This is a genomic window from Alphaproteobacteria bacterium (assembly GCA_017308135.1).
In the GTDB taxonomy this organism is placed as follows: Bacteria; Pseudomonadota; Alphaproteobacteria; order CACIAM-22H2; family CACIAM-22H2; genus Tagaea.
Genome location: JAFKFM010000007.1, coordinates 46,552 through 69,604, shown reverse-complemented (window position 1 = coordinate 69,604; position 23,053 = coordinate 46,552). Strand labels below are relative to the sequence as shown.

Here is a 23,053-nt window from a genome sequence, read left to right as displayed (position 1 = left end):
GCTAAAGCGAAGCTGTGTCGGGGCCCCGGCTCATTCCGCGGCCTTGGGCGCTTCGCGCGCCTGAATTTCCGCCGCCTTTTTCTCGACCATCTCGGCGAGATATTCGACGATATCGACGTCCTTGACCTTATGGTCGGGCACGCCGCCGACATAGACCATATGCGTGCCGTTGCCCCCGCCGGTGAAACCGATATCGGTTTCGCGCGCTTCGCCGGGGCCGTTCACCACGCAGCCGATCACCGACACGGTCATCGGCACGGTGATGTGCGAAAGGCGTTCTTCCAAACGCTCGACGGTCTTGATCACGTCGTATTGCTGGCGCGAGCAGGACGGGCACGACACGACGGTCACGCCGCGCCGGCGCAGGCCGAGCGACTTCAATATGTCGTAGCCGACTTTCACTTCCTCGACCGGATGGGCCGAGAGCGAAACGCGGATCGTGTCGCCGATACCGGCCCACAGCAGCGAGCCCATGCCGATCGACGATTTGACCGTGCCCATGCGCGTCGCGCCGGCTTCGGTGATGCCCAGGTGCAAAGGATAGTCGCAGACTTCCGCGAGCTGCTGATAGGCCGCGACCGCGAGGAACACGTCCGACGCCTTGCACGAGATTTTGAACTCGCGAAAATCCTCGTCCTCGAGATATTTCGCGTGGTTCAACGCGCTTTCGACCATCGCCTCGGGGCAGGGCTCGCCGTATTTGTCGAGCAATTCCTTTTCGAGCGAGCCCGCGTTGACGCCGATGCGCATCGAGCAGCCGTAATCCTTGGCGGCCTTCACGACCTCGCGCACGCGTTCCTTGGAACCGATATTGCCGGGGTTGATGCGCAAGCACGCTGCCCCCGCCTTCGCCGCTTCGATCGCGCGGCGGTAATGGAAATGGATATCGGCGACGACCGGCACTTTCGCGGCCTTCACGATGGCGCCCAACGCCGCGGTCGATTCCTCGTCGGGGCACGAAACGCGCACGATATCCACGCCCGCTTCTTCGGCGCGGCGGATCTGCTCGACCGTCGCGGCCACGTCGGGCGTGGGCGTGTTGGTCATCGTCTGCACGGTGATCGGCGAATCGCCGCCGACGGGCACGTTGCCGACCATGATCTGACGGCTTTTGCGGCGCAGAATTTGGCGATAGGCGCGAACGGTCATCGGCGAACCCGAAGGGGGAAGAACACGCCCGCGCGGCCGAACCGCCCGGACGGACCTTTATATAGCGTAATCGGGTCAGCCCTGCGAGCCGGGGCCCTGCGGATTCGGGGACGCGGGGCGCGCCGGAGCGGCGGGCGTCTCGCTCTTGGCCGTACCGGATGCGAGTTTCTCCGGGTCCAGCGCGATACCGCGCTCGACCATGCCCGGACGGCCGAGCGACGGGGCGCCCTGCCCGTCCACCCGCACATCCAACGCGCCGGCATTGCCGGTGGACATGGTCAGGCCCGGACGATCGGGCACGTTATAGGTCTCGCCCGCACGCAAGATTCGCGAAAACACGACATTGCCGTTGGCGTCGCGCACTTGCGTCCAGCTATCGCCGGTCGCGCGGATGACGATCCGGCCTTCGTTTGCCTCGCCGAACACGCGCGGTGTGCCGGGTTCGGACACCGGCGCCGAGCCGGTCACGGGAGCGGCCGGTGCTGCGGGTGCCGGGGCGACCGGGGCCGCGACCGGCGGAACCGCGGCGATTTGCGGGGCCGGCGCGACGGGGGCTGGCGCGGGCGTCGCGGGAACGACGGCGACCGGCGGCGGCGCAACCGGCACAGCCGGGGCCGTCTCGACATGCGGTGCGGGCGGCAGAACGCGCGCTTGGGCTTCCGCCGCCGACGGTGCGGGCGTGGGGGCCGGAACGCGCGCGGCCAAGGTTTCGGGCACGGCGGTGACGCGGGGTACGGGCGCGCGATCGGCGGCCGTCACGTAATACCAAGTGCCGTAGGCGCAGACGGCAAGCAGCAGCGACAGCGCCACCAACACGCCGCCCGGCAGGCGGCTTTCGTTGATCGGCGTGGGGAAGGAAAGCTCGGCCGGCACATCGATGCCCGCGGCCTCTTCCTTGAAACGACGGCTGAGGGCGGCGGCGTCCAGATCGAGCAATTCCGCGTAGGAGCGCACGAACCCGGCGGCATAGGCGCCGCGCGGAAGCTCGTTGTAGTTGCTCGTCTCGATCGCTTCGAGCTGGACGCGGCGGATTTTGAGATGCTTGGCGACGTCGGCGACCGACCAGCCGCGCCGTTCGCGTTCCGCGCGCAATGTTTCGCCCACGCGCGCGCGCAACGGCGTTTCGAACGCCGTCATATCCTTCATCCGTGCTTCGTCGTGTTGGCTTGCGGCCACCGAAGCCTCCGTTAAGCCCATGAAATATATTCCGGAATAGACGATCCGGAAATTTCACGTGCGGCTCTGCGGGTTATCCCGGTCGGAGTCTTATCACCTTCGGCATCGACCGCCAACAGCAAGCGGGCCGTAAATTTTCCGTCGAAGTAATAAAAACTACACGGGTATGTTGTGATCGCGCGCGAAGTCGCCGAGCTTCTTGCGCACCGAGTGATCGGCCAAGCGGCAGATCTCGTCGAGATACTTGGCGAGCGGCGGAAGATCGAGCGCGCGCACCATCGCCTTCACCGGGCCGATCGCGGGGAAGGGCATCGACAAGCGACGATAACCGATGCCGAGCAGCGCCATCGCTTCCAGCGGGCGCGAGGCCATGTCGCCGCACAAGGTGAGCTGCGTATGCGTGGCTTCGCAATCGCGCGCGATGGCGCGCAGGAAACTGAGCATCGCCGGCGACAAGGGATCGTAGCGATCCGCCATGTCGGGATTGCCGCGATCGGACGCGTAGAAGAACTGCATCAGATCGTTCGACCCGACCGAAATAAAATCGACGCGTTTCAAAAGTTGCGGCAGCTGCCAGTAGAGCGACGGCACTTCCAGCATCACGCCGATGCGGATCGGATCGGGCAAGGCGCGCCCGCGCTTGGCCTCGCGCGCGATTTCGATTTCCAGCAATTCCTTGGCGGCGTCGAACTCGGCGACCTCCGCCACCATCGGGAACATGATGTCGAGGCGACGGCCGCCGGCCGCGCGCAGCAATCCGCGCACCTGTTCGCGCAAAATCGCCGGACGGTCGAGCGTCAAGCGGATCGCGCGCACGCCCATCGCGGGATTTTCCTGCGGGTTCGCGTCGAGATAGGGCAGCACCTTGTCGCCGCCGATATCGAGCGTGCGGAACACGACGGGCTTGTTGTCGGCGCGGTCCAAAATGCGGCGATAGAGATCCGTCTGCTCGACGACGTCGGGCATCGTCGAGCGGATCATGAACGGAATCTCGGTGCGGTAGAGACCGATCCCGTCCGCCCCGCTATCCGCCAGATGTTCGAGATCGAGCACGAGGCCCGCATTCATGTTGAGCGAGATCGGCGTGCCGTCGCGCGTGACGGCGGGAAGATCTTTAAGCGCCGCATAGCCCGCGCGCCGTTCCTGACGCGCGCGCAACGCGGCGGCGTAGGTGTCGCGCACGTCTTCGCGCGGGCGCAGGATGATCTGACCGCCCATCGCGTCGACGACGACCGGATCGCCCGGCTCCGCGCGCGACAGCAACCCGGCGGCGTGCCCGACCATCGGCAGGTCGAGCGCATGCGCGATGATCGCGACATGCGAGGTGCTGGAGCCTTCCTCCAGCGCGACACCCTTCAATTTGCGCCGGTCGTATTCGAGCAACTCGGCGGGGCCGAGATTGCGCGCGACCAGCACGATATCGTCGGGCAGATCGGTATCCGCCGCCGCCGTGCGATCGCCGGTCAAATGCCGGACGAGGCGGTTGGCGAGATCGTCGAAATCGGTGATGCGCTCGCGGATATAAGGGTCCGACACCAGCGCCAGACGCGCGCGGTTGTCCTCCTGCACGCGCTGCACGGCGGCTTCGGCGGTCAGGCCCGTATCGATCGCGTCGGCGATGCGGCTGAACCAGCCGCGATCCTCGGCGAACATCCGATAGGTCTCGAGGATTTCCCAGCGCTCGTCGCCTTCCTCCAGCCCCGCATCGGCGAAGATACGGTCGATATCGGTGCGCATGCCGGCCGCGGCTTCGCGCAGGCGCTTCTTTTCGGCCGCCGGATCGTCGGCCACCATCTGGCGCACGGAAACGCGCGGCTGGTGCAGCACGACGATGCCGATGGCGATGCCTTCGTTGAGCTTCTGGCCTTCGATGCGTTCGGACGCGACGAGGCCCGCATCCTCCGTGCGCAGCATTTCGTCGGGCGACACCAATTCGCCCGACGCGACCAGTTCGGCCAGCACCATCGCGACGGTTTGCAGCGCTTCGACTTCCTCGTCCGCGTATTCGCGGAAGGTGCGGTTTTGAATCGCGACAACGCCGATCGCGCGCCCGTTGCGCAGGATCGGCACGCCGAGCATCGAGTGGAAGATTTCTTCGCCGGTTTCCGGACGGAAGGCGAAGTTCGGATGCGATTGCGCGTCGGCCAGCGCCAAGGGGCGCGCATTCTCCGCGATCTCGCCGACGATGCCTTCGCCCACGCGCAGGCGCGTTTTGTGGACGGCTTCCGGCTTCAAGCCTTCGGTCGCGAACAGCTCCAGCACTTGGCCCGCGCGCGTGATGTAGACCGAGCAGACTTCGGCGATCAGCTCGCCCGCGATGATTTTGACGATCTTGTCGAGGCGCTGCTGGGCCGTACCGCCCGCCGCCATCGTGTCGCGCAGACGCTTGAGCAGCCGGCGCGTCGCCCCGGGCCCCAGCGTCGCGGCCATTACGCGGCTCCCGCAGCCTCGCGCGCGGCGATCGCATCCACCGCCTGCGCGACGAGTTCGTCGAGAATGTCTTTGACGCTTTGCTCGCGCGTCACCATGCCGACCGATTGGCCGGCCATGACCGAGCCGGTTTCGACGTCGCCGTCGACCACCGCGCGGCGCAAGGCGCCCGCCCAGAAATGCTCGATCTCCAGCTGCGCCGCCTTGGCGTCGAGCTCGCCCGAATCGACCTTGGCGATCACGCGGCGCTGGCATTCCATGAATTCGGCCGTGCCCTTGTTGGCCAGTGCCCGCACCGGAATGACCGGGAAGCGCGGATCGAGCTGGACCGACAGCACGGCGTCGCGCGCGGCCGCCCGGATGAAAGCTTGCTTGAACGCGGGATGCGCCACGCATTCGCTCGCGCACACGAAGCGTGTGCCGAGCTGCGCGCCCGAAGCGCCCATTTCCAGGAACGAGAGGATCGCTTCGCCCCGGCCGATGCCGCCCGCGACGAAGACCGGCACGTCGCGGATCACGGGCAGGATTTCCTGCGCCAGCACGGCGGTGGTGACGGCACCGGTATGCCCGCCCGCTTCCATGCCTTCGATCACCAGCGCGTCGATGCCGCCGCGCACCAGCTTCTTGCCGATGACGGGGGCCGGCGCGAAACCGATCACCTTGATACCGCCGGCTTTGAGATTCTTGACGATGTCGGCGGGCGGCAGACCGCCCGCGAGCACGACATGGCCGACTTTGCCGTCGATGCAGATCTGCGCGAGATCCGCCAATTGCGGATGCATCACGATCAGGTTCACGCCGAACGGCTTCGATGTGAGCTTATGCGTCGCCGCGATTTCGGCGGCGAGCATGTCGGGCTTCATCGAGCCGCAGGCGAGGACGCCGAACCCGCCGGCATTGGAAATCGCCGCGACGAGATTGCGTTCCGACACCCAGGTCATCGCACCGCCGAGAATCGCGATCTCGCAGCCCAAGAACGCGGTTCCCCGCGCCCACAGGCGGTCGAGACGCTGACGTGCGGCGATGCGATCCATGGCTTAGTGCGCGTCCAATCCGTAAGCGGTGTGAAGTGCCCGAAGCGCCAATTCGAGATATTGCTCGTCGATCAGCACCGAAATCTTGATCTCGGACGTCGAGATCACTTCGATGTTGATGCCCTTTTCCGACAGCGTGCGGAACATCGTCAGCGCCACGCCCGCATGGCTGCGCATGCCCACGCCGATGACCGAAACCTTCACGACGCTGGAATCGGGCTTGATCTCCGAAAAGCCCAGCGCCGCCTTCTTCTCGTTCAGCAGCTTCACCGCGCGGTCGAGATCGGTGCGGCCGACCGTGAAGGTCATGTCCGTCGTCTTACCGTCGTCGGAGATGTTCTGGACGATCATGTCCACGTTGATGGCGCTGTCGGCCAAGGGGCCGAAGATCGCGGCGGCCACGCCGGGGCGGTCGGAGACCTTGGTAAGGGTCACCTTGGCCTCGTCCCGGCTATAGGCGATCCCGCTGACGATTTGCTTTTCCACGATTTCTTCCTCGTCGACGACCATCGTGCCGGGCTTGTCCTCGAAACTGGTGAGGACTTGCACCTTCACGCGGTGATTCATGGCGAGCTCGACCGACCGCGTCTGCAGCACCTTGGCGCCGAGCGAGGCCATTTCGAGCATTTCTTCGTAGGCGATTTGATCGAGCTTGCGCGCCTTGGTCACGATGCGCGGGTCGCACGTATAAACCCCATCGACATCCGTGAAGATGTCGCAGCGATCGGCCTTCAACGCCGCCGCCAGCGCCACCGCCGACGTGTCCGAGCCGCCGCGGCCCAACGTCGTGATGCGGTTTTCGGCACTGATGCCTTGGAACCCGGCGACCACCGCGACGACGCCTTTTTCCATCGCGGCGATCATCTCCGCCGTGTCGATGCCTTCGATGCGCGCCTTCGAATAGGTCGCATCGGTGCGCAGCGGAATCTGCCAGCCCTGCCAGGACCGCGCTTTGACGCCCAGTTCCTGCAACGCCAGCGCGGTCAGGCCGCTTGTGACCTGCTCGCCCGTCGCCACGACCGAGTCGTATTCCTTCTCGTCGTAGAATTTCGAGACTTCGTTGACCCAGGCGACGAGCTGATTCGTCACCCCGGACATGGCCGAAACGACGACGGCAACCTGGTTGCCTTCCTCGACCACGCGCTTCACGCGCTGGGCGACGTTTCGGATGCGCTCGATATTCGCGACCGACGTACCGCCGAATTTGAGAACCAGACGTGCCATAACCGCGACCGGACTCCGGTAAAAGTCGAATTAAACCAACGCATTGGCGCAAGAGGGTGTAACCCGACTCTTGCCGGGTGCGCGCGCGCGGCATATCTACTGTGATCTTCCCGGCGGAGCAAGCATACCTTCCGTGCCGGAAACGGAGATTTCGCCATCGTGACGCTTCCCGACGCCGCAACCGGTTCCAGCGTGGATCCCGCCGAAATCGCGCGTTTCGCGGCGATGGCGGACGAATGGTGGGACCCGGCGGGCAAGTTCCGCCCGCTGCATAAATTCAACCCGGTGCGGCTCGGCTATATCCGCGACCGTTTGGCGCGGCATTTCGGGCGCGATCCGCTGGGCGCCAAACCGCTCGACGGCTTGCGCATTCTGGATATCGGCTGCGGCGGCGGGCTGGTGGCCGAGCCGTTGGCGCGAATGGGGGCGGCGATGACCGCCATCGACGCTTCGGCCAAGAATATCGGTATCGCGTCGAACCATGCGGCACGCATGGGCCTCGCCATCGATTACCGCCATACCACGGCCGAAGACCTCGTCGCCGCCGGCGAAAGCTTCGACGCAGTGCTGTCGCTCGAAGTGGTCGAGCATGTCGCCGACCCGAAGGAATTCCTCGCGAGCTGCGGGGCGCTGGTGCGTCCGGGCGGGGCGATGGTCGTCGCCACGCTCAACCGCACGCCCAAGGCGTTCCTGCTCGCCATCGTCGGTGCGGAATACGTGCTGCGCTGGCTGCCCAAGGGCACGCATGAATGGGCGAAATTCGTGAAGCCCGCCGAAATGTGCGAAGGCCTACGCGCCGCCGGGCTCGAAACGACCGATCTGACCGGTGTCACCTACAACCCGCTGCTCGACACCTGGCGCCTCGCCCGCGACATGGACGTCAACTATATGGGCTTCGCGATCAAGGGCGCGTAAGCGTCGCTTCCGCCGACATCGCCAGCGCACCGTCGGGCGTTTCGGCCCACGCCGCGATCTTGTCGCCGTCGCGCTTGGCTTTGATCGCGAACGGCGCCGTGTCGAACAACGGCGCCACGCCCCGGAATGAAAATCGAGCTAGCTTCGCGCCACCCAATTCCTCGGCCAGCGCCATCAGCAAGGTCGCGGTCAACGGCCCGTGAAACACGAGACCGGGGTAACCTTCGACCTTCGTCGCGTAAGGCTGATCGTAATGGATGCGATGGCCGTTGAAGGTCAGCGCCGAATAGCGGAACAGCAAGGTCGGATCGGGCGCGATCATCTTCGCGATCTCGGCGCCGGCGGGCGGCGCGACCGAAGGCGCCGTTCCGCCGCCCATGCCGCGATAGACGATGTCGTGCTCTTCCTCGAGCGCCAGCACGCCGTCCGCTTCGATGCGGTGCTTCACCACGACGAAAACCAGCGCGCCGGATTTGCCGGTCTTGCTCTCGATCTTCGCGATTTCCGAACGACGCGTCGCGTTCGTGCCGACGCGCAATGGCGCGTGGAAAGCGAGCCGCCCGCCCGCCCACATGCGGCGCGGCAAATCGATCGGCGGCATGAAGCCGCCGCGCTTCGGATGCCCGTCGCGGTCCAACGCGGCGGCGGGCTCGGCCGGATTGAACAACATCCAATGCCAGCCGGGCGGCAACGCATCGCCGTCGCGTGGGATCGCGCGATCCAACGTCGCCGCCATTTTCACGGCTTGCATGGGCTCGACGCGCTCCGCGCGCGTTTCGGTCCGGCCGAGCCAGGCTGTGTAATCGCTCATGCGAATTCCGCGCGGATCGCGGCGGAATGTTCGCCGATCTTGGGCACGGCGCCCAACGCGGGCGCGCGCTCGCCGTTCACGATCGCGGGCGGGGCCGGCAAATTCACGTCGCCCGTTTCGGTCACCACGCTGACGCGGCGCAATTGCGGATGTTTGGAGAATTCCGCGACCGTGTTGGCGACACCGTAAGCCGTGCGTGCGGCGTTCAGCAGCGCCACCATTTCATTCTTGGTCCGCGCCTCGAAAAACGCCGCGACCTTGGCGTCAAGCGCCGCGCGGTTCTTCACCCGCTGCACGTTGGTGGCGTAATCGGGATGCGTCGCGAAAGCCGCCTCGCCCAACACATGCGCGCAAAAATCCGCCCATTCGCGCTCGTTCTGGATCGAGATGACGATGCGCACGCCGTCTTTCGTCATGAAATCCGAATACGGCGCGATCGAAGGGTGCGCGAGGCCCACGCGTTGCGGCGCCTTGCCGAGATAGTCGAAATGCAGCAACGGTACGGCCATCCATTCGGCCATGCCGTCGAACAGCGAGACTTCGATATGCGCCCCCTGCCCCGTGCGGCCGCGTTCGATCAACGCTTCCAGCACGGCTTGGTGCGCGTACATGCCCGCTGCGATATCGCAAACCGACACGCCAACGCGGCCCGGCCCTTCCGGCCGGCCCGTCACATCGGCAAGGCCCGTCTCCGCTTGCAGCAGCATGTCGTAGCTTTTCATCTGCGCGTAGGGCCCTTGCGACCCGTAGCCCGAGATATCGACGCAGATGAGGCGCGGGTTCGCCTTGCGCAATTCCGCCACGCCGAGCCCCGCGCGCGCGGCCGCCCCCGGCATCAAATTCTGGACGAAGATATCGGCCTTCGCCGCGATGCGTTTGAGCAGCGCATTGTCGTCCGGATTCTTGATATCGGCGACGAGACTTTGCTTGCCGCGATTGAGCCAGACGAAATAGCTCGACTGGCCCTTCGCCGCCTTGTCGTAGCCGCGCGCGAAATCGCCTTCCGGCCGTTCGAGTTTGACGACGCGGCAGCCTTTATCGGCGAGGCGCGAGGTGAGATACGGGGCCGCGACCGCCTGTTCGAGCGAGAGGCAAAGAAGTCCGTCGAGGGCCGCCATCAATAGCTCCTTGGCAGGCCGAGCACATGCTCGGCGAGGTGCGCCAAGATCAGATTGGTCGAAATGGGTGCCACTTGATAGAGGCGCGTTTCGCGGAACTTGCGCTCGATATCGTATTCCTCGGCGAAGCCGAAGCCGCCATGGGTTTGCAGGCAGGCATTCGCCGCATCCCATGACGCTTCGGCCGCAAGCATCTTGGCCATATTCGCTTCAGGTCCGCAGGCTTCGTGCGCCTCGTATAAACGAATCGCTTCGCGCACCATCAGCTCGGCCGCGCGCATCCGCGCATAGGCTTGCGCGATGGGGAACTGGATTCCCTGGTTCTGGCCGATCGGGCGGCCGAACACGACACGCGACTTGGCGTAGTCGCTGGCCTTGGCGGTGAACCATTTGGCGTCGCCAATACACTCCGCACCGATCAGAATGCGCTCCGCGTTCATTCCGTCGAGGATATAGCGGAAGCCCTTCCCTTCCTCGCCGATCAGATTTTCGGCGGGCACTTCAAGCCCGTCGAAAAACACTTCGGTCGTCGCGTGGTTGATCATCGCGCGCAGCGGCTTGATCGTCAGGCCCTTCGATTTCATATCGACGACGAAGACCGACAAGCCGTCGCTCTTCTTCGCGACTTGATCGCGGGGGCTGGTGCGGGCGAGCAGCAGCATCAGATCGGAATGCTCGGCGCGGCTGGTCCACACCTTCTGGCCATCGACGATATAGCGATCACCTTTTTTGGTCGCCGTGGTGCGGATCGCGGTCGTGTCCGTACCCGCACTCGGCTCGGTCACGCCGAAGGCTTGCAGGCGCAAATCGCCCGACGCGATCTTGGGCAGGAAGCGCTGCTTCTGTTCGGCCGATCCGTGCCGCAGGATCGTGCCCATCGTGTACATCTGCGCATGGCAGGCCCCGCCATTGGCCCCCGCGGCGTGGATCTCCTCGAGGATCGCGGCGGCACCGGAAATCGGCAAACCCGATCCGCCATATTCCTCCGGGATCAGCACGGCGAGCATCCCGGCCTCCGACAACGCCTTCACGAAATCCGCCGGATACTCGCGCGCGCGATCCAACGCGCGCCAATATTCACCAGGGAATTTGGCGCAAAGCGCGCGAACGGACTCGCGGATTTCGGGATAGGTCTCGCTCACGTCGATCCTTTGATCCCCAAACGCTGGAGTTCGCGCCGGACATTCGCGACGGTGACGGTGGAGACGCGGATATTCCCTTCCGCCGTCACGCCGGCGATATGCGGCGTGAGCCACAAACGCGGCACGCCTTCGAGCACCGAGCCCGCCTTCAGCGGCTCTTGTTCGTAAACGTCCAAGACCGCACCGCCGAGTTTGCCCGCCGTCAACGCCGACGCCAACGCCGCTTCGTCGATAATGCCGCCGCGCGCCGTGTTGATCAGCAAGGCGGAGGATTTCATTTTGGCGAGACGCGCCGCATCGATCAGATTGCGCGTTTGCGGCGTGAAGGGCACGTGCAGCGAAATCACGTCGGCCTTCGCCAGCAACCCGTCGAGATCGGTTTCGCGTTCGACGCCGTATTGCGCCCAGGCCGGGTCGTCGGATTTCACATGCGGATCGAAGGCCGAGATCGCCATTTCCAGCGCCTTGGCGCGGCTGGCGACCGCGCGCGCGATGCCGCCGAAGCCGATCAACGCCAAGCGCCGGCCTGAGGCTTCGCCCAGCATCAGATCGTTGCGCGGCCATTTGCCGGCGAGCACGTCGGCATTGGCCTTCCACACGTCGCGCAAGCCGACCAGCGTGGCGCCGATCACGTATTCGGCGACCGATACGGTGTTGGCCCCGGTCGCCGGGAACACGGCGATGTTCCTTCGCGCGCATTCCTCCATATCGATATTGTCGAGGCCCACGCCCAAACGGCCGATCGCCTTCAAATTCTTCATCGCGGCGAGCACGGGCCCGCGAATTTGGGTGCGGTTGCGAATGACGATCGCGGGGCTTGTCGCCGCCAGCTTCGCCAATTCCTCGGGCTTGTCGACCAGCGTGCGGTCGTAATGGACCTTGTAATCCTTGGCGAGATCGTCGACCGCCCATTGGTCGACGAATTCCGTCACGACGATATCGTACATCTGCGAACTCCTGAACGCCGAGGCGTCAGAATAGCAGGCCGAACCCCGAGACGATCAACAGGATCAGCAAGGTCCGCCGGAACGTCGCGTCGTCGATGGCGCCGTAGAGCTTAAGGCCGAGCCACGCCCCCGCCGCCACCGGGATCGCCGCCCACATGAAATCCGTCACGACGCGCGGGCTGATACCGCCGGTCGCCAGCAGCACGGTCACCGAGCTCGCCTGCATCATGTAGATATAAGGCTGATAGACGGCGCGCTGTTCGTCGCGCGGCCAGCCGCGCATCGCGGTCCAGATCGTGATGGTGACGCCCGCCAGCCCGCCGATCCCGCCCATCACGCCGCCCGAGAAGCCCACGAGACCGTCGGCCGCGCGCCCGCCGAATGTGACCGGGGGCCCTGGTTTGCGGGCGAGCGACCAGACGCCGTAGACGATCATGAAGGCGCCGATCGCTTTGCGCAGCGGGTCGGCGGGCACGATCGTCAGCAGGAACACGCCCAGCGGCACGCCCAGCAAGCCGCAGATCAGGAAGGGCAGCAGCCGGTCCCAGCGCATATGGCCGCGGAAGGCGAAGATCGACATGGATTGCGCGATCACGCTGGTCGCCTGGATCAACGGGGTGGCGTCCACCGGATCGCGGAAGTGCAAGAGCACGACGGCCCCGATCATCGCATAGGCGAAGCCCGACAGGCCCGACGCGATCGCCGCCACGAACAGCCAGCCGACGACGAAAACTTCCGAAGGCAAATCCATGGGGCGGCTATATACAGGCAGACGGCGCGCGAACGCTCCCCGAATCGCGCAACTCTGCTAGGATCGCCGCGACATGGCCAGCGACGACGAAATCCGGGAAGGCTTGCGCGAACTCGACTTCGCCTGCCACGGCGCCTGGAAACTGGGCCAGAACATCGTCGTCGGCTGGATGCATGAAGGCCAGACGGTCTCGCTCTGCGCCGCGCCCAATTGGCGCGTGCTGGCCGAGGCGCCCAACGCCGACCGGATCCTGGGCGGCGGGCGCCTGATGGGCGCCAAGACCTTCGCCGAAGTCTGCAAAATCCTGAAGACGCGGCCGATCAAGGTCGATCTGCCCTTCACCATCGGCGACGGCAAGGGCGAGGTGAAACCCGTCATCCTCGACCAAGTGGCGCGCCGATACGCGATCTCGCTAACCGAGCATCGCGCCGTCATCCTGTTCGACATCGTCGGCTTCTCGAAGGTCGATCCGCTGGAGCAGGTCGCCCAGCTCGCCAGCCTCGAATACTCGATCAATTCGGCGGCCAAGAAACTGGGCGAGGCCGGGCTCGACGTCGAAATCGCGCGCTCGACCACCGGCGACGGGTTCTATGTCTGGAACCGCGCGCGCGGCTTCGAAGCCGATATGCGCCTTTACGCGGCCCTGGTGCTGATCCTGGCCGACAACGCGGTCGCGCGCTCGCGCGGCGAGCCGCGCCTCGTGCCGGTGTTGCGCACCTGCTATTCGATCGGCAGTCACTACGCCTATCACCAGATCGAAGGAACGCGCCCGCGCGGCTTCGAATATCTGGTCGGCGAAGTGACGATCCAGCTCGCGCGCTTGGTCGGCAAAGCGCAACCGGGCCAGATCTGCATCGGGCGCTTCATCCGCCCGACCGAGCCGCCGGTGGTGCGCGAGCTCGACACGCTGATGTTCCTGGCGCGCGTCGAGAAGATGCTGGAGAAACTTTCCGGCGTGACGATCGGCGGTTACGGCATCGCCAGCGCCAATTCGCAATTGACCGGCGGCAAGATCGGCGAGGCGCAATTCCCCGTGCTGATCTACCGCATCGTCGACAAGCACGGTTACAACCACGATCTGTTCAACGCGCGCATCGCCGTGCGGCGCAACGATGCCGATCCGATCGTGGTGGGTTTGCGGCCCGAACAGTTCAAGGATTTCGAAGCGACGCCGGTACCGTACGAAATACCTAAGACGCCGGCGTGATCTTCTTCTTCATCCGCGCGTCGAGCGTCACATCGGCGAAATCGATCGACATGATCTGCGTATCGTCGATCAGCACGTCGCGCAGATCGGCTTGCGGCATCGGCGTGTTGCCGAATTTGGCGCCGCGCAGATCGGCCGCACGGAAGATCGCTCCCGCCAAATTCGACGGAAACGACCGGCCCGGAATGGGGACGAGCGGCGTGAAGTCGCAATCGCGCAGATCGGAGCGTGTGAGCTTGGCGCCCGCGAGATTGACGCCGCGCAGATCCGCACCCGCGAATTTGCAATCGCGCAGATCGGCCCCGGCGAGACGCGCCCCCTGCAACTGACAGCCGGAGAGATCGAGCCCGACCAGCGTCGCGCGCTCGGCACGTAAACCGACCAGGACCTTGCCGCGCAAGGAGGGCAGGCCGCGGCAATCGACACCGGACAGATCGGCGACCTGACCTTGCGCCCCGCCCGTATCGGCCCACAGCGCATGCAGGCGCAGCAGCTCTTCCGGCGCCATGCCGACTTCGGAAAGCGGCTTGCCCGCCGGCGCGTCGGTGACCGCATCCGTCATATCCACGCCGTCGAGCACGGCCGAACCGAATTTCACGCCCGACAGCACCGAGCCCGCGAGATTGGCGCCGGTGCAATTCGCCCCGGTGAAATCCGCACCCGCCAGATTGGCGCCCTGGAACTTCGCCTTTTGCAGTGTGGCGCGCGCGAATTTGCAGTCGCGCAAAACGGCGTCGGTGAAATCGGCGTGCGAGGCGGACATGCCGTCCATATTCGCTTCGGACAGATTGGCGGCTTCGAGCTTCGCGTCGGTCAGTTCGGTCGCACCGACATGGCCGAGTTTGAGCGCGTGAAGATTTCCGCCCTTGTCCTTCTGCGTCAGCGAGCCTTCGCGCAGATCGGCCTGGATCAGATTGGCGCGCGTCAGATTGGCGCCGCGCATCGACGCCCCGCGCAGATCGGCGCGCATCAGCGAGGCGCCTTCCAGATCGGCTTCGCGGAAATCGCAGGCGAAGAGTTGCGCGCGGTCGAGCACGCAATCCGACATCATCGCGCCGCGGAACGACGCCCCCGTGCAATCCGCCTCGGTCAAATTGGCGCCGGCCAGCGCCATGCCCGACAAATCGGCGAAGGCCAGCATCGCGCGCACGCCGCCGGGCTTGCCCGTGCGAAACCGCTCGTGCAAAGCGACGACATTCGCCAATTCCGCATGCGAATATTTGCGGCGCTGGATTTTCGACGGTGATGCAGACAGCATAGGTTGCGAGCCGCCCCTTTGGCCCGAATGGGTTACCCATTAGAACGTCTATTTAACAAGCCAGACGCGGATTAGGCAAATGAAGTCCCGCAGCACGGAATCTCCGACACCGCCCCGGACACCGCGCCCGCCGGTCCGCCGGGCGATCGACACGGTGCGCGATCTGGCCCCGGCGGTGACGGCGATTTCCGCCCTGACGGCGACGATTTTCCACGTTCTTTACAGCTATCGCATGGGCTTGCCGCTGCTGGGCGAGCTGGCCGCGACGTCGTTCGTCGTCGTCACCTTCGCAGGCATGGTGCTGCTGGTGGCGCTGTTCCAATTCGCCGCATTTTTTCCGTTCATCGCTTTGGGCGGGCTCGACGACCAGGACCAAGCCGATTTGCGCGCCGCGTTGGCCGGGCCGACCGAGACGCGCAAACGCGGCCAATGGGGCGCTTGGACCGACGCCAAAGGATTCACCGTGTGCTTCGGCTGGATCTATTGGGCGGCGTTGCTCGCGCTCGCCGTGCTCGGCGGGCTCGCCGGCAATCAAGGCGACGGCGTGCTGTTGTGGTTCCTGATCTCGGCATTGATCGCGGCGGCCATCGCGGCGAATTTTCGTCTGAAAAGCCCCGAAGCGCCGGCCGAGGTTTTACGCCGCATGGCGGCGACACTGAAACTTGGGCTGCCGCTCGCCTTCCATGTCGCGATCTCGATCGCGGTCTTCGCCATTCCGGCCGGCGTGCTGCTGTTCGATTCGAATCCGCGCGCTTTCGCGTGGCTCGGCATGCTCGCCGTGCTCGGCTCGGCCGCGTTCCATTATCTGGTGGTCAGCGATCGCTTCTCGCGCGATCTCGCCATCCGCATCGGCCTGGCGCTGGCGGTGCTGGCGATCCTCGCCTGGCCGGGGGCGTCGTATCTCTACGCCCGTGCGCTTTACACGCTGGGCACGGGCGGCGGCTTCCTCGCCGAAATCGAAACCAAGGATTACGGCGGGATCGTCAGCGGCTTCACCACCAAGGCGCGCACGCGCTGCGTGCTGCTGGTCACACCCAGCACCGTGTTCGTGCGCGCGGGCAACGTGACGAACGCTGACAGATGCCGCGTGCGCCCGCTGGGCCCGCTGGAATTTCCCGACCCCACGCCCTTGCGCGACGTCGAAGCGATCGCGCGCGTGGAGATCGTGCGCTTCGGCCCGCCGCGATGAACATGAACCCCTTCGCGCCGCTCGAACGCATTCCCGTTTCCCGCTTCACGTCGCTGCCCGACGCGTTGCGCGATCCGCGCCGTTGCGAATGGGCCGACGCCAACAAGCGCGGCGAGGCGGTCCATTCCTTCCTCGAAGGACCGTGCTTCGATGCGGCCGGGAATCTTTGGTGCACCGACATTCCTTTCGGCCGCATCTTCCGCATCGCGCCGTCGGGCGACTGGACGAAGATCGCCGAATACGACGGCTGGCCCAACGGGATGAAGATCGCGCGCGACGGCCGCGTGTTCGTGACCGACGCGCGGCACGGAATCATGATTATCGATCCCGCGCGCGGCGCGGTGACGCCTTTCTTGCGCGGCTATCGCGCCGAGGGCTTCAAGGGCGTCAACGATCTGACTTTCGCGGCCAACGGCGATCTCTATTTCACCGATCAAGGCCAGACGGGCATGCAAGACCCGACGGGCCGCGTGTTCCGCGTGAAGGCGTCGGGCGAGATCGACGTGCTGTGCGACACGATCCCGTCGCCCAACGGGCTGGTGCTCGATTTGGCCGAGCGCGTGTTGTTCGTCGCGGTCACGCGCGCCAACGCGATTTGGCGCGTCCCGCTGTTCGAACGCGGTATCTCGGCGAAGGTCGGCAGTTTCATCCAATTGTCGGGCGGCGGCGGGCCGGATGGAATCGCGCTGGACGAAGACGGCGGCCTTGTCGTCGCACATCTCGGCTTGGGCGTGTGGCGCTTCGATCGGCTGGGCCTGCCCACGCATTTCATCGGCGAGCCTGGCGCCTTCGTCACCAACATGGCGTTCGGCGGGCCCGACCGGCGCACGCTCTATATGACCGAAAGCGAAACGGCCACGATCCTGACCGCGCGCATGCCGTTCCCCGGCAAGAGCATGGCCTCGCAACGTTGATCGGCGATAGACTGGCCCCGAAACTTCGGAGGCCCGCCATGAAACGCCGCACGATTCTGTTGGCCGCACTCGCGTTGCCCGTTTCCGCCCAGGCGCAAAGCCTGCTCGATCAGGGCCGGAACCTGTTGAACCAGGGCGGCGTTGCCATGCCCGGCACCGGCGGCACACGCGGCCGGGGGCTTTCGGCAAGCGAGATCGCACAAGGCTTGAAGGACGCGCTCGAAAAGGGAGCTGGCGCCGCCGTCGCACGGCTGGGCCGCGCGGACGGGTTCCTCGGCGACGCGGCGGTCAAAATCCCGCTGCCCGATACGCTCGCCCGGGTTCAATCAGCACTCCAAACGGTCGGGCTGTCGGGCATGGCCGACGATCTGCAAACACGCCTCAACCGCGCGGCCGAGCAAGCGACACCGGTCGCGCGCGACATCTTTCTGCGCGCGATCCGCGCGATGACGCTGTCGGATGCGCAAGGCATTCTGAACGGACCCAACGACGCGGCGACCGCCTATTTGCGCCGCACGGCGGGCGGCGATATCGGCAATCTGATGCGCCCACCGATCGACCGCGCGCTGCAAAACGTCGGCGCGATCCAGTCCTACGAAAAAATGATGGGCGCCTATCGCAACATTCCCGGCGTGCCCGATGCGCGTGGCAACCTTGCCGACTGGACCCGCGACAAGGGCGTCGACGGCATCTTCCATTACGTCGCGCGCGAGGAAGCCGATATCCGCGCCAATCCCGCCGCGCGCACGACCGAATTGCTGCGCAAAGTCTTCGGCTAAGCCTTAACCTTTGCGCATCGGCGCGCGGCTGAGTTCGTTGCTGGCGTCGATCGCCTTGCGCAACAGCCGCAACAACTGCGCGGACTCCGAAGCGTCGAGCCCGCGCAGCATCGCTTTCTGCGCGGCGGCGACGGCGGGTTCGATGCCGGCCAGCGTGCGCTTGCCCGCAACCGTGATTTCCAGCACCCGCGCGCGGCGGTCTTCGGCGCTGACGCGGCGCGAGACGAGACCCTTCTGTTCCAGCCGATCGACCACGCCGCCGATCGTCGTGCGGTCGTATGCGATCAAGCCCGCGAGCGTGGCTTGGTCGATGCCCTTATGCGCCTTGACCGCCGCCAGCGCCGCCAGCGCCGCGTATTGCACGGGCGTGAGGTCGTAGCCCGCCGCTTCCGCTTCGGCCACGAACACCGACACGGCGATCTGCTGGAATCGCCGCGCCAAATGCCCCGGCCTGTTCAGAACTTCCGCGATCATCGCCGGCTCCCGGTCGTTAAATTGACAAGCATACTGATCATCAGTATTGTGACTAAAATCTCTTCCGGGAGCAAGCGCGATGCAGTTCCATCTCGACGGTTTTCAGCCCGGCGATCCCGATATCGCCGATCCGGTCGCACGGCTGGGCAAGCCTGGGTCGCCCGGCATTTTGCCCGCGACGGCCGACGTATTGATCGTCGGCTGCGGCCCGGCGGGCTTGACGCTCGCCGCCCAGCTTTCGGCCTTCGCGGACATCAAGACCTGCATCGTCGAGCAGAAGCCCGATCGCCTGCTGCGCGGCCAAGCCGACGGTGTCGCCTGCCGCACGGTCGAAATGTTCCAGGCTTTCGGCTTTGCCGAGCGCGTGGTGCGCGAAGCCTATTGGGTCAACGAGACGACATTTTGGAAGCCCGCTACCAATGGCATCGCGCGCAGCGGGCGCATTCAGGACACCGAGGACGGCTTGTCGGAATTCCCGCATGTGATCCTCAACCAAGCGCGCATCCATGATTTCTATCTCGACGTGATGCGCAATTCGCCCGCGCGCATCGAGCCGCATTACTCGCGCAAGCTCGCGGGTCTAACGGTCGATCGTACGGCGGCGCATCCGGTGACGGTCACGCTGGAACGCACCGATCCCGGCCATGAAGGCCAGATCGAAACGATCCGCGCACGTTATGTCGTGGGTTGCGACGGGGCCCGCAGTGTCGTGCGCAAAGCCATCGGTCGCACGCTGGAAGGCGATTCCGCCAATCAAGCTTGGGGCGTGATGGATATTCTGGCGGTCACCGACTTTCCCGATATCCGCTTCAAATGCGTGATCCAGTCGCCCGCCGGCGGCAGCGTGGTGCTGATCCCGCGCGAAGGCGGCTATATGGTCCGCGTCTATGTCGAGATGGACAAGCTCGATTCGCGCGAACGCGTCGCCGATCGCAAGCTGACCGTCGAGGACGTGATCGCCGCCGCGCAAAAGGTCTTCGCCCCCTATACGCTGGACGTGAAGGACGTCGCCTGGTGGTCGGTCTACGAGATCGGCCAGCGCATGTGCGAGCGTTTCGACGACGACGCGACGGCCCCGCGCGTTTTCATCGCGGGCGACGCGTGCCACACCCACAGCCCCAAAGCGGGCCAAGGCATGAACGTGTCGATGCAGGACGCATTCAATCTCGGCTGGAAACTCGCCGCCGTGCTGCAAGGGCGCAGCGATGCGACGCTGCTGCGCAGCTATTCGCGCGAGCGCCACGCGATCGCCAAGACGCTGATCGATTTCGACCGCGAATGGGCAAGCCTGCTGCACGAAGCCTCCAAGCCCGGCAGCACGATCGATCCGGCCGAGGTGCAAAGCTATTTCGTCCAGCACGGGCGCTACACGGCGGGGACCGCCACGCGCTACGCGCCGTCGGTGCTGACGGGTAAGGCGACGCACCAACATCTCGCCACCGGGTTCGAGATCGGCACGCGCTTCCATTCGGCACCGGTCGTGCGCCTGGGCGACGCCAAGCCCGTCGAACTCGGCCATGTCGTGCGTGCCGATGGGCGCTTCCGGGTGATGCTCTTCGCCGGGACGGACACGAAGCTCGACGCCGTTTGCGCTGATCTGACGGGTGTGGTGAAACGCTTCACGTCGAAGGGCGCCGATATCGACGCGGTAATCGATATCCGCGCGATCCTGCAAGCGGGCCATCGCACGCTGGAAATCACCGCGATGCCGCCTTTGCTGTTCCCGACCAAAGGCAAATTTGGTTTGCGCGATTACGAAAAGGTCTTCTGCCCCGATTTGAAGAATCGCCGCGATATTTTCGATCTGCGCGGGATCGACCGGTTGCGCGGCGCCTTGGTCGTCGTGCGGCCCGATCAATATGTCGGCCATGTGCTGCCGGTGACGGCGACGGATGAATTATCGGCCTATTTCGCCGGCTTTCTTCGCGTGGCATAGTCGCGGCTTCATTCAAGGAGCCAACCGCACCATGCCGCCTTCCGTTCCGCCGACCTTCACCACCCGCCCCGAAATCACCGGCACGTTCGGCGTCGTTTCGTCGACGCATTGGATCGCCAGCCAGGTCGGCATGTCCGTGCTGGAAAAGGGCGGCAACGCGTTCGACGCAGGCGTAGCGGCGGGTTTGACGCTGCAGGTCGTCGAGCCGCATATGAACGGCCTGGGCGGCGACGCGGTGTTGATCGCGTGCGAGCATAACGGCACGCCCAAGGTCATTTGCGGCCAGGGCCCCGCTCCCGCCGGTGCGACGATCGCGCATTACAAATCGGAAGGTCTCGACCTCGTCCCCGGCACGGGTCTGCTCGCGGCCGTCATCCCCGGCGCCTTCGACGCGTGGATGGTGATGCTGCGCGACTACGGCACGATGACGCTGGCCGAAGTTATGTCGCCCGCCATCGGCTATGCCGAGAACGGCTTCCCGCTGCTGCCCGGTGCCGCCGGGGCCGTGTCGTCGGTCGCGGAGATCTTCAAGACCGAATGGACCACCTCCGCCGCGTTGTGGATGAAGGGCGGCGAATTGCCCAAGGCCGGCGCCTTGTTCGAGAACAAGACGCTCGCCGCGACGTTCAAGCGCCTGCTGTCGGAAGGCGCTTCCGCCGGACCGAACCGCGAAGCGCAGATCGAAAAGGCGCGCAAGGCCTACTACCAAGGCTTCGTCGCCGAGGCGATCGGCAAGTTCTGCGCGAATAACGCGATCATGGACGTGTCGGGCAAGCGCCATAAGGGCGTGCTGACGGCCGCCGATATGGCGAGCTGGCAAGCGCCCGTCGAAGCGCCCGCGATCTACGATTATCGCGGCGTGACCGTGTGCAAGGCGGGCCCGTGGAGCCAGGGCCCCGTGCTGCTGCAATTGCTGGCGCTGTTGAAGGGCTACGACGTGCCGTCGATGGACACGACCGGCCCCGAGTTCATCCATCTGCTGATCGAGGCGAAGAAGCTCGCTTACGCCGATCGCGAAGCTTATTACGGCGATCCCAACTTCACCGACGTGCCGCTCGAAGCGCTGCTGTCGGATTCCTACAACGCCGAACGGCGCAAGCTGATCGGCGAGACGGCGTCGAAGGAATTGCGCCCCGGCAAGCCCGGCGGGCGCGACTACAAACTGCCCGCCTTCCAATCGGCCGAGGCGCGGCCCGTGATCGCCGGCATGGGCGGTTTCGGCGAGCCCGCGCGCATCGAATCCGACGCGCTGGCGAAGGAGACCTATCGCGACGGCGGTGCGTCCGCGATGGCGCGCCAGGGCCGCGCGGCGCGCGGCCCCGCCGAAGGCGATACCTGCCATCTCGACGTCATCGACCGTTGGGGCAATGTCGTCGCCTGCACGCCGTCGGGCGGCTGGCTGCAATCCTCGCCGACGATTCCGGAACTGGGCTTCTGCCTGGGTTCGCGCGCGCAGATGTTCTGGCTGGAGGAAGGTCTGCCCGCGTCGCTGAAGCCGGGCGCGCGTCCGCGCACGACTCTAACGCCGTCGATGGCGATGAAGGACGGCAAGCCCTGGCTCGCCTTCGGCTCGCCCGGCGGCGACAACCAGGATCAGTGGATCGCGCAGTTCTTCATCCGCCATGTCGATCACGGCTTCAACATGCAGGCCGCGATGGATGCGCCGATGCTGCAGACCGATCATTGGCCGAACTCGTTCTATCCGCGCGCCGCGCGCCCCGGCAAAGTGCAGGTCGAAAGCCGCTTCCCCGCGGCGACGATCGACGCGTTGAAGGCCAAGGGCCACGACGTGGAAGTCGGCGGCGAATGGTCGCTGGGCCGCAACGCGGCGGCGAAGAAGGAAGGCAGGCTGCTGAAGGCGGCGGCCACGCCGCGCTTGCAGCAGGCCTACGCCGTCGGCCGCTGAACGATTTAACGCAAAGGGCGGCGCTCCGTAACGGGGCGCCGCCCTTTTGCATTTCGGCGGCGGATCAGCTCGGCCCTTTGAAATCCCGCCAGCGATCGCCGAGTTGGCGATGCGCCAGCAGCGCGCAGATCCAAAGGATCGTGCAATAGGCGCAAAGCATCGCAAAGAGCGGGAGTCCTAGTAAACGCGGTCTGCGGACGACAATTCCCTGCTGAGATGACAGCCACAAAACCAGCACGAATACCAACCAAGCCGTAAACGCAATCATTCGAATTCTGTACGCCATAGCCGGATCTTTCCGCCCCGCATCGATGGCTGTGCGCACAAACGCCGGCATGAAGGCGAAAGAAAATAAGATAGTCCCGTAGATCGACAGCCACGCCACTGCGAGGATATGGCGGGCATGCGCCGCAATCGGATAGCTCCAGGTCTGGACATGCCGGCGTGGTAGCGAATCCCAGAACGGCACGATCCACCAAAACCAGGGGCCGCATTGTTCGGTCAACACGGCTGCGGCTGATTTCCACACCGCATCGCCGGACAGGACGAAAACCAACCAATAAAGAACGACCGCTATCGGCAAGATCGACAAACGGTCGAACGCATATCGATGCGTGCGATAGAGAAGCGCGCCAAGGCTCGGTAGCCGCGATGGAGAATGGGGAAAAAAGTAAAGCACGACGCCATTCATCC

Annotated in this window: 20 protein-coding genes; 7 read left to right on the top strand and 13 right to left on the bottom strand. The window is 65.2% G+C overall.

The features are described from left to right. Nucleotides 1–30: 30 nt before the first annotated feature. The 5 genes from ispG to J0H39_04760 all read right to left on the bottom strand — a co-directional run bounded on the left by ispG (nt 31) and on the right by J0H39_04760 (nt 7,013). Nucleotides 31–1,149: a flavodoxin-dependent (E)-4-hydroxy-3-methylbut-2-enyl-diphosphate synthase gene (gene ispG, locus J0H39_04780; protein MBN9496052.1), complete on the bottom strand. Its 1,119-nt coding sequence runs from the start codon at nt 1,147–1,149 to the stop codon at nt 31–33. Between the two features lie 75 nt (nt 1,150–1,224). Continuing rightward, entirely contained in the window at nt 1,225–2,325 is a 1,101-nt protein-coding gene (locus J0H39_04775; protein MBN9496051.1) for a helix-turn-helix domain-containing protein, read from the bottom strand. 156 nt (nt 2,326–2,481) lie between these two features. After that, nucleotides 2,482–4,755 carry a phosphoenolpyruvate--protein phosphotransferase gene (gene ptsP, locus J0H39_04770; protein ID MBN9496050.1) on the bottom strand — a complete coding sequence of 758 codons (2,274 nt, stop codon included), beginning with the start codon at nt 4,753–4,755 and terminating at the stop codon, nt 2,482–2,484. Continuing rightward, nucleotides 4,755–5,789, bottom strand: a complete 1,035-nt coding sequence (locus J0H39_04765) for a nitronate monooxygenase (GenBank protein MBN9496049.1) — start codon at nt 5,787–5,789, stop codon at nt 4,755–4,757. Before J0H39_04765 ends, ptsP begins: the two co-directional genes overlap by 1 nt. Before the next feature lie 3 nt (nt 5,790–5,792). Then, complete coding sequence (locus tag J0H39_04760) at nt 5,793–7,013, bottom strand: aspartate kinase (protein MBN9496048.1); 1,221 nt, start codon at nt 7,011–7,013, stop codon at nt 5,793–5,795. A gap of 225 nt (nt 7,014–7,238) precedes the next feature. Here J0H39_04760 and ubiG point away from each other — a divergent pair, with 225 nt between their 5' ends. After that, nucleotides 7,239–7,928 carry a bifunctional 2-polyprenyl-6-hydroxyphenol methylase/3-demethylubiquinol 3-O-methyltransferase UbiG gene (gene ubiG, locus J0H39_04755; GenBank protein ID MBN9496047.1) on the top strand — a complete coding sequence of 230 codons (690 nt, stop codon included), beginning with the start codon at nt 7,239–7,241 and terminating at the stop codon, nt 7,926–7,928. Here the strand turns inward: ubiG and J0H39_04750 are convergent. The 5 genes from J0H39_04750 to J0H39_04730 are packed head-to-tail and all read right to left on the bottom strand — an operon-like array spanning nt 7,915 to nt 12,697. Then, nucleotides 7,915–8,739 (bottom strand): MaoC family dehydratase N-terminal domain-containing protein, encoded by an 825-nt coding sequence (locus tag J0H39_04750; GenBank protein ID MBN9496046.1) that lies wholly within the window; start codon nt 8,737–8,739, stop codon nt 7,915–7,917. The genes ubiG and J0H39_04750 overlap by 14 nt on opposite strands. Continuing rightward, complete coding sequence (locus J0H39_04745; protein MBN9496045.1) at nt 8,736–9,857, bottom strand: CoA transferase; 1,122 nt, start codon at nt 9,855–9,857, stop codon at nt 8,736–8,738. The genes J0H39_04750 and J0H39_04745 overlap by 4 nt, the downstream gene beginning before the upstream one ends. Beyond that, a complete protein-coding gene (locus J0H39_04740) occupies nt 9,857–11,005 on the bottom strand; it encodes an acyl-CoA/acyl-ACP dehydrogenase (GenBank protein MBN9496044.1) in 1,149 nt (382 codons plus the stop codon). Before J0H39_04740 ends, J0H39_04745 begins: the two co-directional genes overlap by 1 nt. Next, nucleotides 10,996–11,946, bottom strand: coding sequence for a hydroxyacid dehydrogenase (locus J0H39_04735; protein ID MBN9496043.1), 951 nt, complete (start codon nt 11,944–11,946; stop codon nt 10,996–10,998). Before J0H39_04735 ends, J0H39_04740 begins: the two co-directional genes overlap by 10 nt. A 25-nt stretch (nt 11,947–11,971) precedes the next feature. Beyond that, nucleotides 11,972–12,697 (bottom strand): sulfite exporter TauE/SafE family protein, encoded by a 726-nt coding sequence (locus J0H39_04730; protein ID MBN9496042.1) that lies wholly within the window; start codon nt 12,695–12,697, stop codon nt 11,972–11,974. Between the two features lie 73 nt (nt 12,698–12,770). Between J0H39_04730 and J0H39_04725 the strand changes: the two genes are divergently transcribed. After that, nucleotides 12,771–13,904, top strand: a complete 1,134-nt coding sequence (locus J0H39_04725; protein MBN9496041.1) for a hypothetical protein — start codon at nt 12,771–12,773, stop codon at nt 13,902–13,904. Here the strand turns inward: J0H39_04725 and J0H39_04720 are convergent. Further along, the gene (locus tag J0H39_04720) at nt 13,888–15,162 is read right to left on the bottom strand and encodes a pentapeptide repeat-containing protein (protein ID MBN9496040.1); all 1,275 of its coding nucleotides are present in this window, start codon (nt 15,160–15,162) and stop codon (nt 13,888–13,890) included. The two genes, J0H39_04725 and J0H39_04720, sit on opposite strands and share 17 nt — an antisense overlap. Before the next feature lie 79 nt (nt 15,163–15,241). On the opposite strand from J0H39_04720, the gene J0H39_04715 reads away from it, so the two are divergent. From J0H39_04715 to J0H39_04705, 3 genes are read left to right on the top strand one after another with little or no spacing between them, the layout of a single operon-like run. Next, the gene (locus tag J0H39_04715; protein MBN9496039.1) at nt 15,242–16,351 is read left to right on the top strand and encodes a hypothetical protein; all 1,110 of its coding nucleotides are present in this window, start codon (nt 15,242–15,244) and stop codon (nt 16,349–16,351) included. Between the two features lie 2 nt (nt 16,352–16,353). Next, nucleotides 16,354–17,265 (top strand): SMP-30/gluconolactonase/LRE family protein, encoded by a 912-nt coding sequence (locus J0H39_04710; protein ID MBN9496038.1) that lies wholly within the window; start codon nt 16,354–16,356, stop codon nt 17,263–17,265. 38 nt (nt 17,266–17,303) lie between these two features. Then, entirely contained in the window at nt 17,304–18,044 is a 741-nt protein-coding gene (locus tag J0H39_04705) for a DUF4197 domain-containing protein (GenBank protein MBN9496037.1), read from the top strand. 3 nt (nt 18,045–18,047) lie between these two features. On the opposite strand, the gene J0H39_04700 is transcribed toward J0H39_04705, so the two are convergent. Next, nucleotides 18,048–18,518, bottom strand: coding sequence for a MarR family transcriptional regulator (locus J0H39_04700; GenBank protein MBN9496036.1), 471 nt, complete (start codon nt 18,516–18,518; stop codon nt 18,048–18,050). A gap of 79 nt (nt 18,519–18,597) precedes the next feature. On the opposite strand from J0H39_04700, the gene J0H39_04695 reads away from it, so the two are divergent. Together J0H39_04695 and J0H39_04690 are read left to right on the top strand one after the other, a co-directional pair. Continuing rightward, nucleotides 18,598–20,454: an FAD-binding monooxygenase gene (locus J0H39_04695; protein ID MBN9496035.1), complete on the top strand. Its 1,857-nt coding sequence runs from the start codon at nt 18,598–18,600 to the stop codon at nt 20,452–20,454. 31 nt (nt 20,455–20,485) lie between these two features. After that, nucleotides 20,486–22,360 carry a gamma-glutamyltransferase family protein gene (locus J0H39_04690; protein ID MBN9496034.1) on the top strand — a complete coding sequence of 625 codons (1,875 nt, stop codon included), beginning with the start codon at nt 20,486–20,488 and terminating at the stop codon, nt 22,358–22,360. Nucleotides 22,361–22,424: 64 nt separating this feature from the next. On the opposite strand, the gene J0H39_04685 is transcribed toward J0H39_04690, so the two are convergent. Next, nucleotides 22,425–23,051 (bottom strand): hypothetical protein, encoded by a 627-nt coding sequence (locus J0H39_04685; protein MBN9496033.1) that lies wholly within the window; start codon nt 23,049–23,051, stop codon nt 22,425–22,427. Nucleotides 23,052–23,053 lie beyond the last annotated feature (2 nt).

Bases quoted from the DNA above. Each gene is read 5' to 3' on its own strand.
- ispG (MBN9496052.1), bottom strand. From the start codon at position 1,149: ATGACCGTTCGCGCCTATCGCCAAATTCTGCGCCGCAAAAGCCGTCAG.
- ptsP (MBN9496050.1), bottom strand. From the start codon at position 4,755: ATGGCCGCGACGCTGGGGCCCGGGGCGACGCGCCGGCTGCTCAAGCGT.
- J0H39_04765 (MBN9496049.1), bottom strand. From the start codon at position 5,789: ATGGATCGCATCGCCGCACGTCAGCGTCTCGACCGCCTGTGGGCGCGG.
- J0H39_04760 (MBN9496048.1), bottom strand. From the start codon at position 7,013: ATGGCACGTCTGGTTCTCAAATTCGGCGGTACGTCGGTCGCGAATATC.
- ubiG (MBN9496047.1), top strand. From the start codon at position 7,239: ATGGCGGACGAATGGTGGGACCCGGCGGGCAAGTTCCGCCCGCTGCAT.
- J0H39_04750 (MBN9496046.1), bottom strand. From the start codon at position 8,739: ATGAGCGATTACACAGCCTGGCTCGGCCGGACCGAAACGCGCGCGGAG.
- J0H39_04745 (MBN9496045.1), bottom strand. From the start codon at position 9,857: ATGGCGGCCCTCGACGGACTTCTTTGCCTCTCGCTCGAACAGGCGGTC.
- J0H39_04735 (MBN9496043.1), bottom strand. From the start codon at position 11,946: ATGTACGATATCGTCGTGACGGAATTCGTCGACCAATGGGCGGTCGAC.
- J0H39_04730 (MBN9496042.1), bottom strand. From the start codon at position 12,697: ATGGATTTGCCTTCGGAAGTTTTCGTCGTCGGCTGGCTGTTCGTGGCG.
- J0H39_04725 (MBN9496041.1), top strand. From the start codon at position 12,771: ATGGCCAGCGACGACGAAATCCGGGAAGGCTTGCGCGAACTCGACTTC.
- J0H39_04720 (MBN9496040.1), bottom strand. From the start codon at position 15,162: ATGCTGTCTGCATCACCGTCGAAAATCCAGCGCCGCAAATATTCGCAT.
- J0H39_04715 (MBN9496039.1), top strand. From the start codon at position 15,242: ATGAAGTCCCGCAGCACGGAATCTCCGACACCGCCCCGGACACCGCGC.
- J0H39_04710 (MBN9496038.1), top strand. From the start codon at position 16,354: ATGAACCCCTTCGCGCCGCTCGAACGCATTCCCGTTTCCCGCTTCACG.
- J0H39_04705 (MBN9496037.1), top strand. From the start codon at position 17,304: ATGAAACGCCGCACGATTCTGTTGGCCGCACTCGCGTTGCCCGTTTCC.
- J0H39_04700 (MBN9496036.1), bottom strand. From the start codon at position 18,518: ATGATCGCGGAAGTTCTGAACAGGCCGGGGCATTTGGCGCGGCGATTC.
- J0H39_04695 (MBN9496035.1), top strand. From the start codon at position 18,598: ATGCAGTTCCATCTCGACGGTTTTCAGCCCGGCGATCCCGATATCGCC.
- J0H39_04690 (MBN9496034.1), top strand. From the start codon at position 20,486: ATGCCGCCTTCCGTTCCGCCGACCTTCACCACCCGCCCCGAAATCACC.
- J0H39_04685 (MBN9496033.1), bottom strand. From the start codon at position 23,051: ATGAATGGCGTCGTGCTTTACTTTTTTCCCCATTCTCCATCGCGGCTA.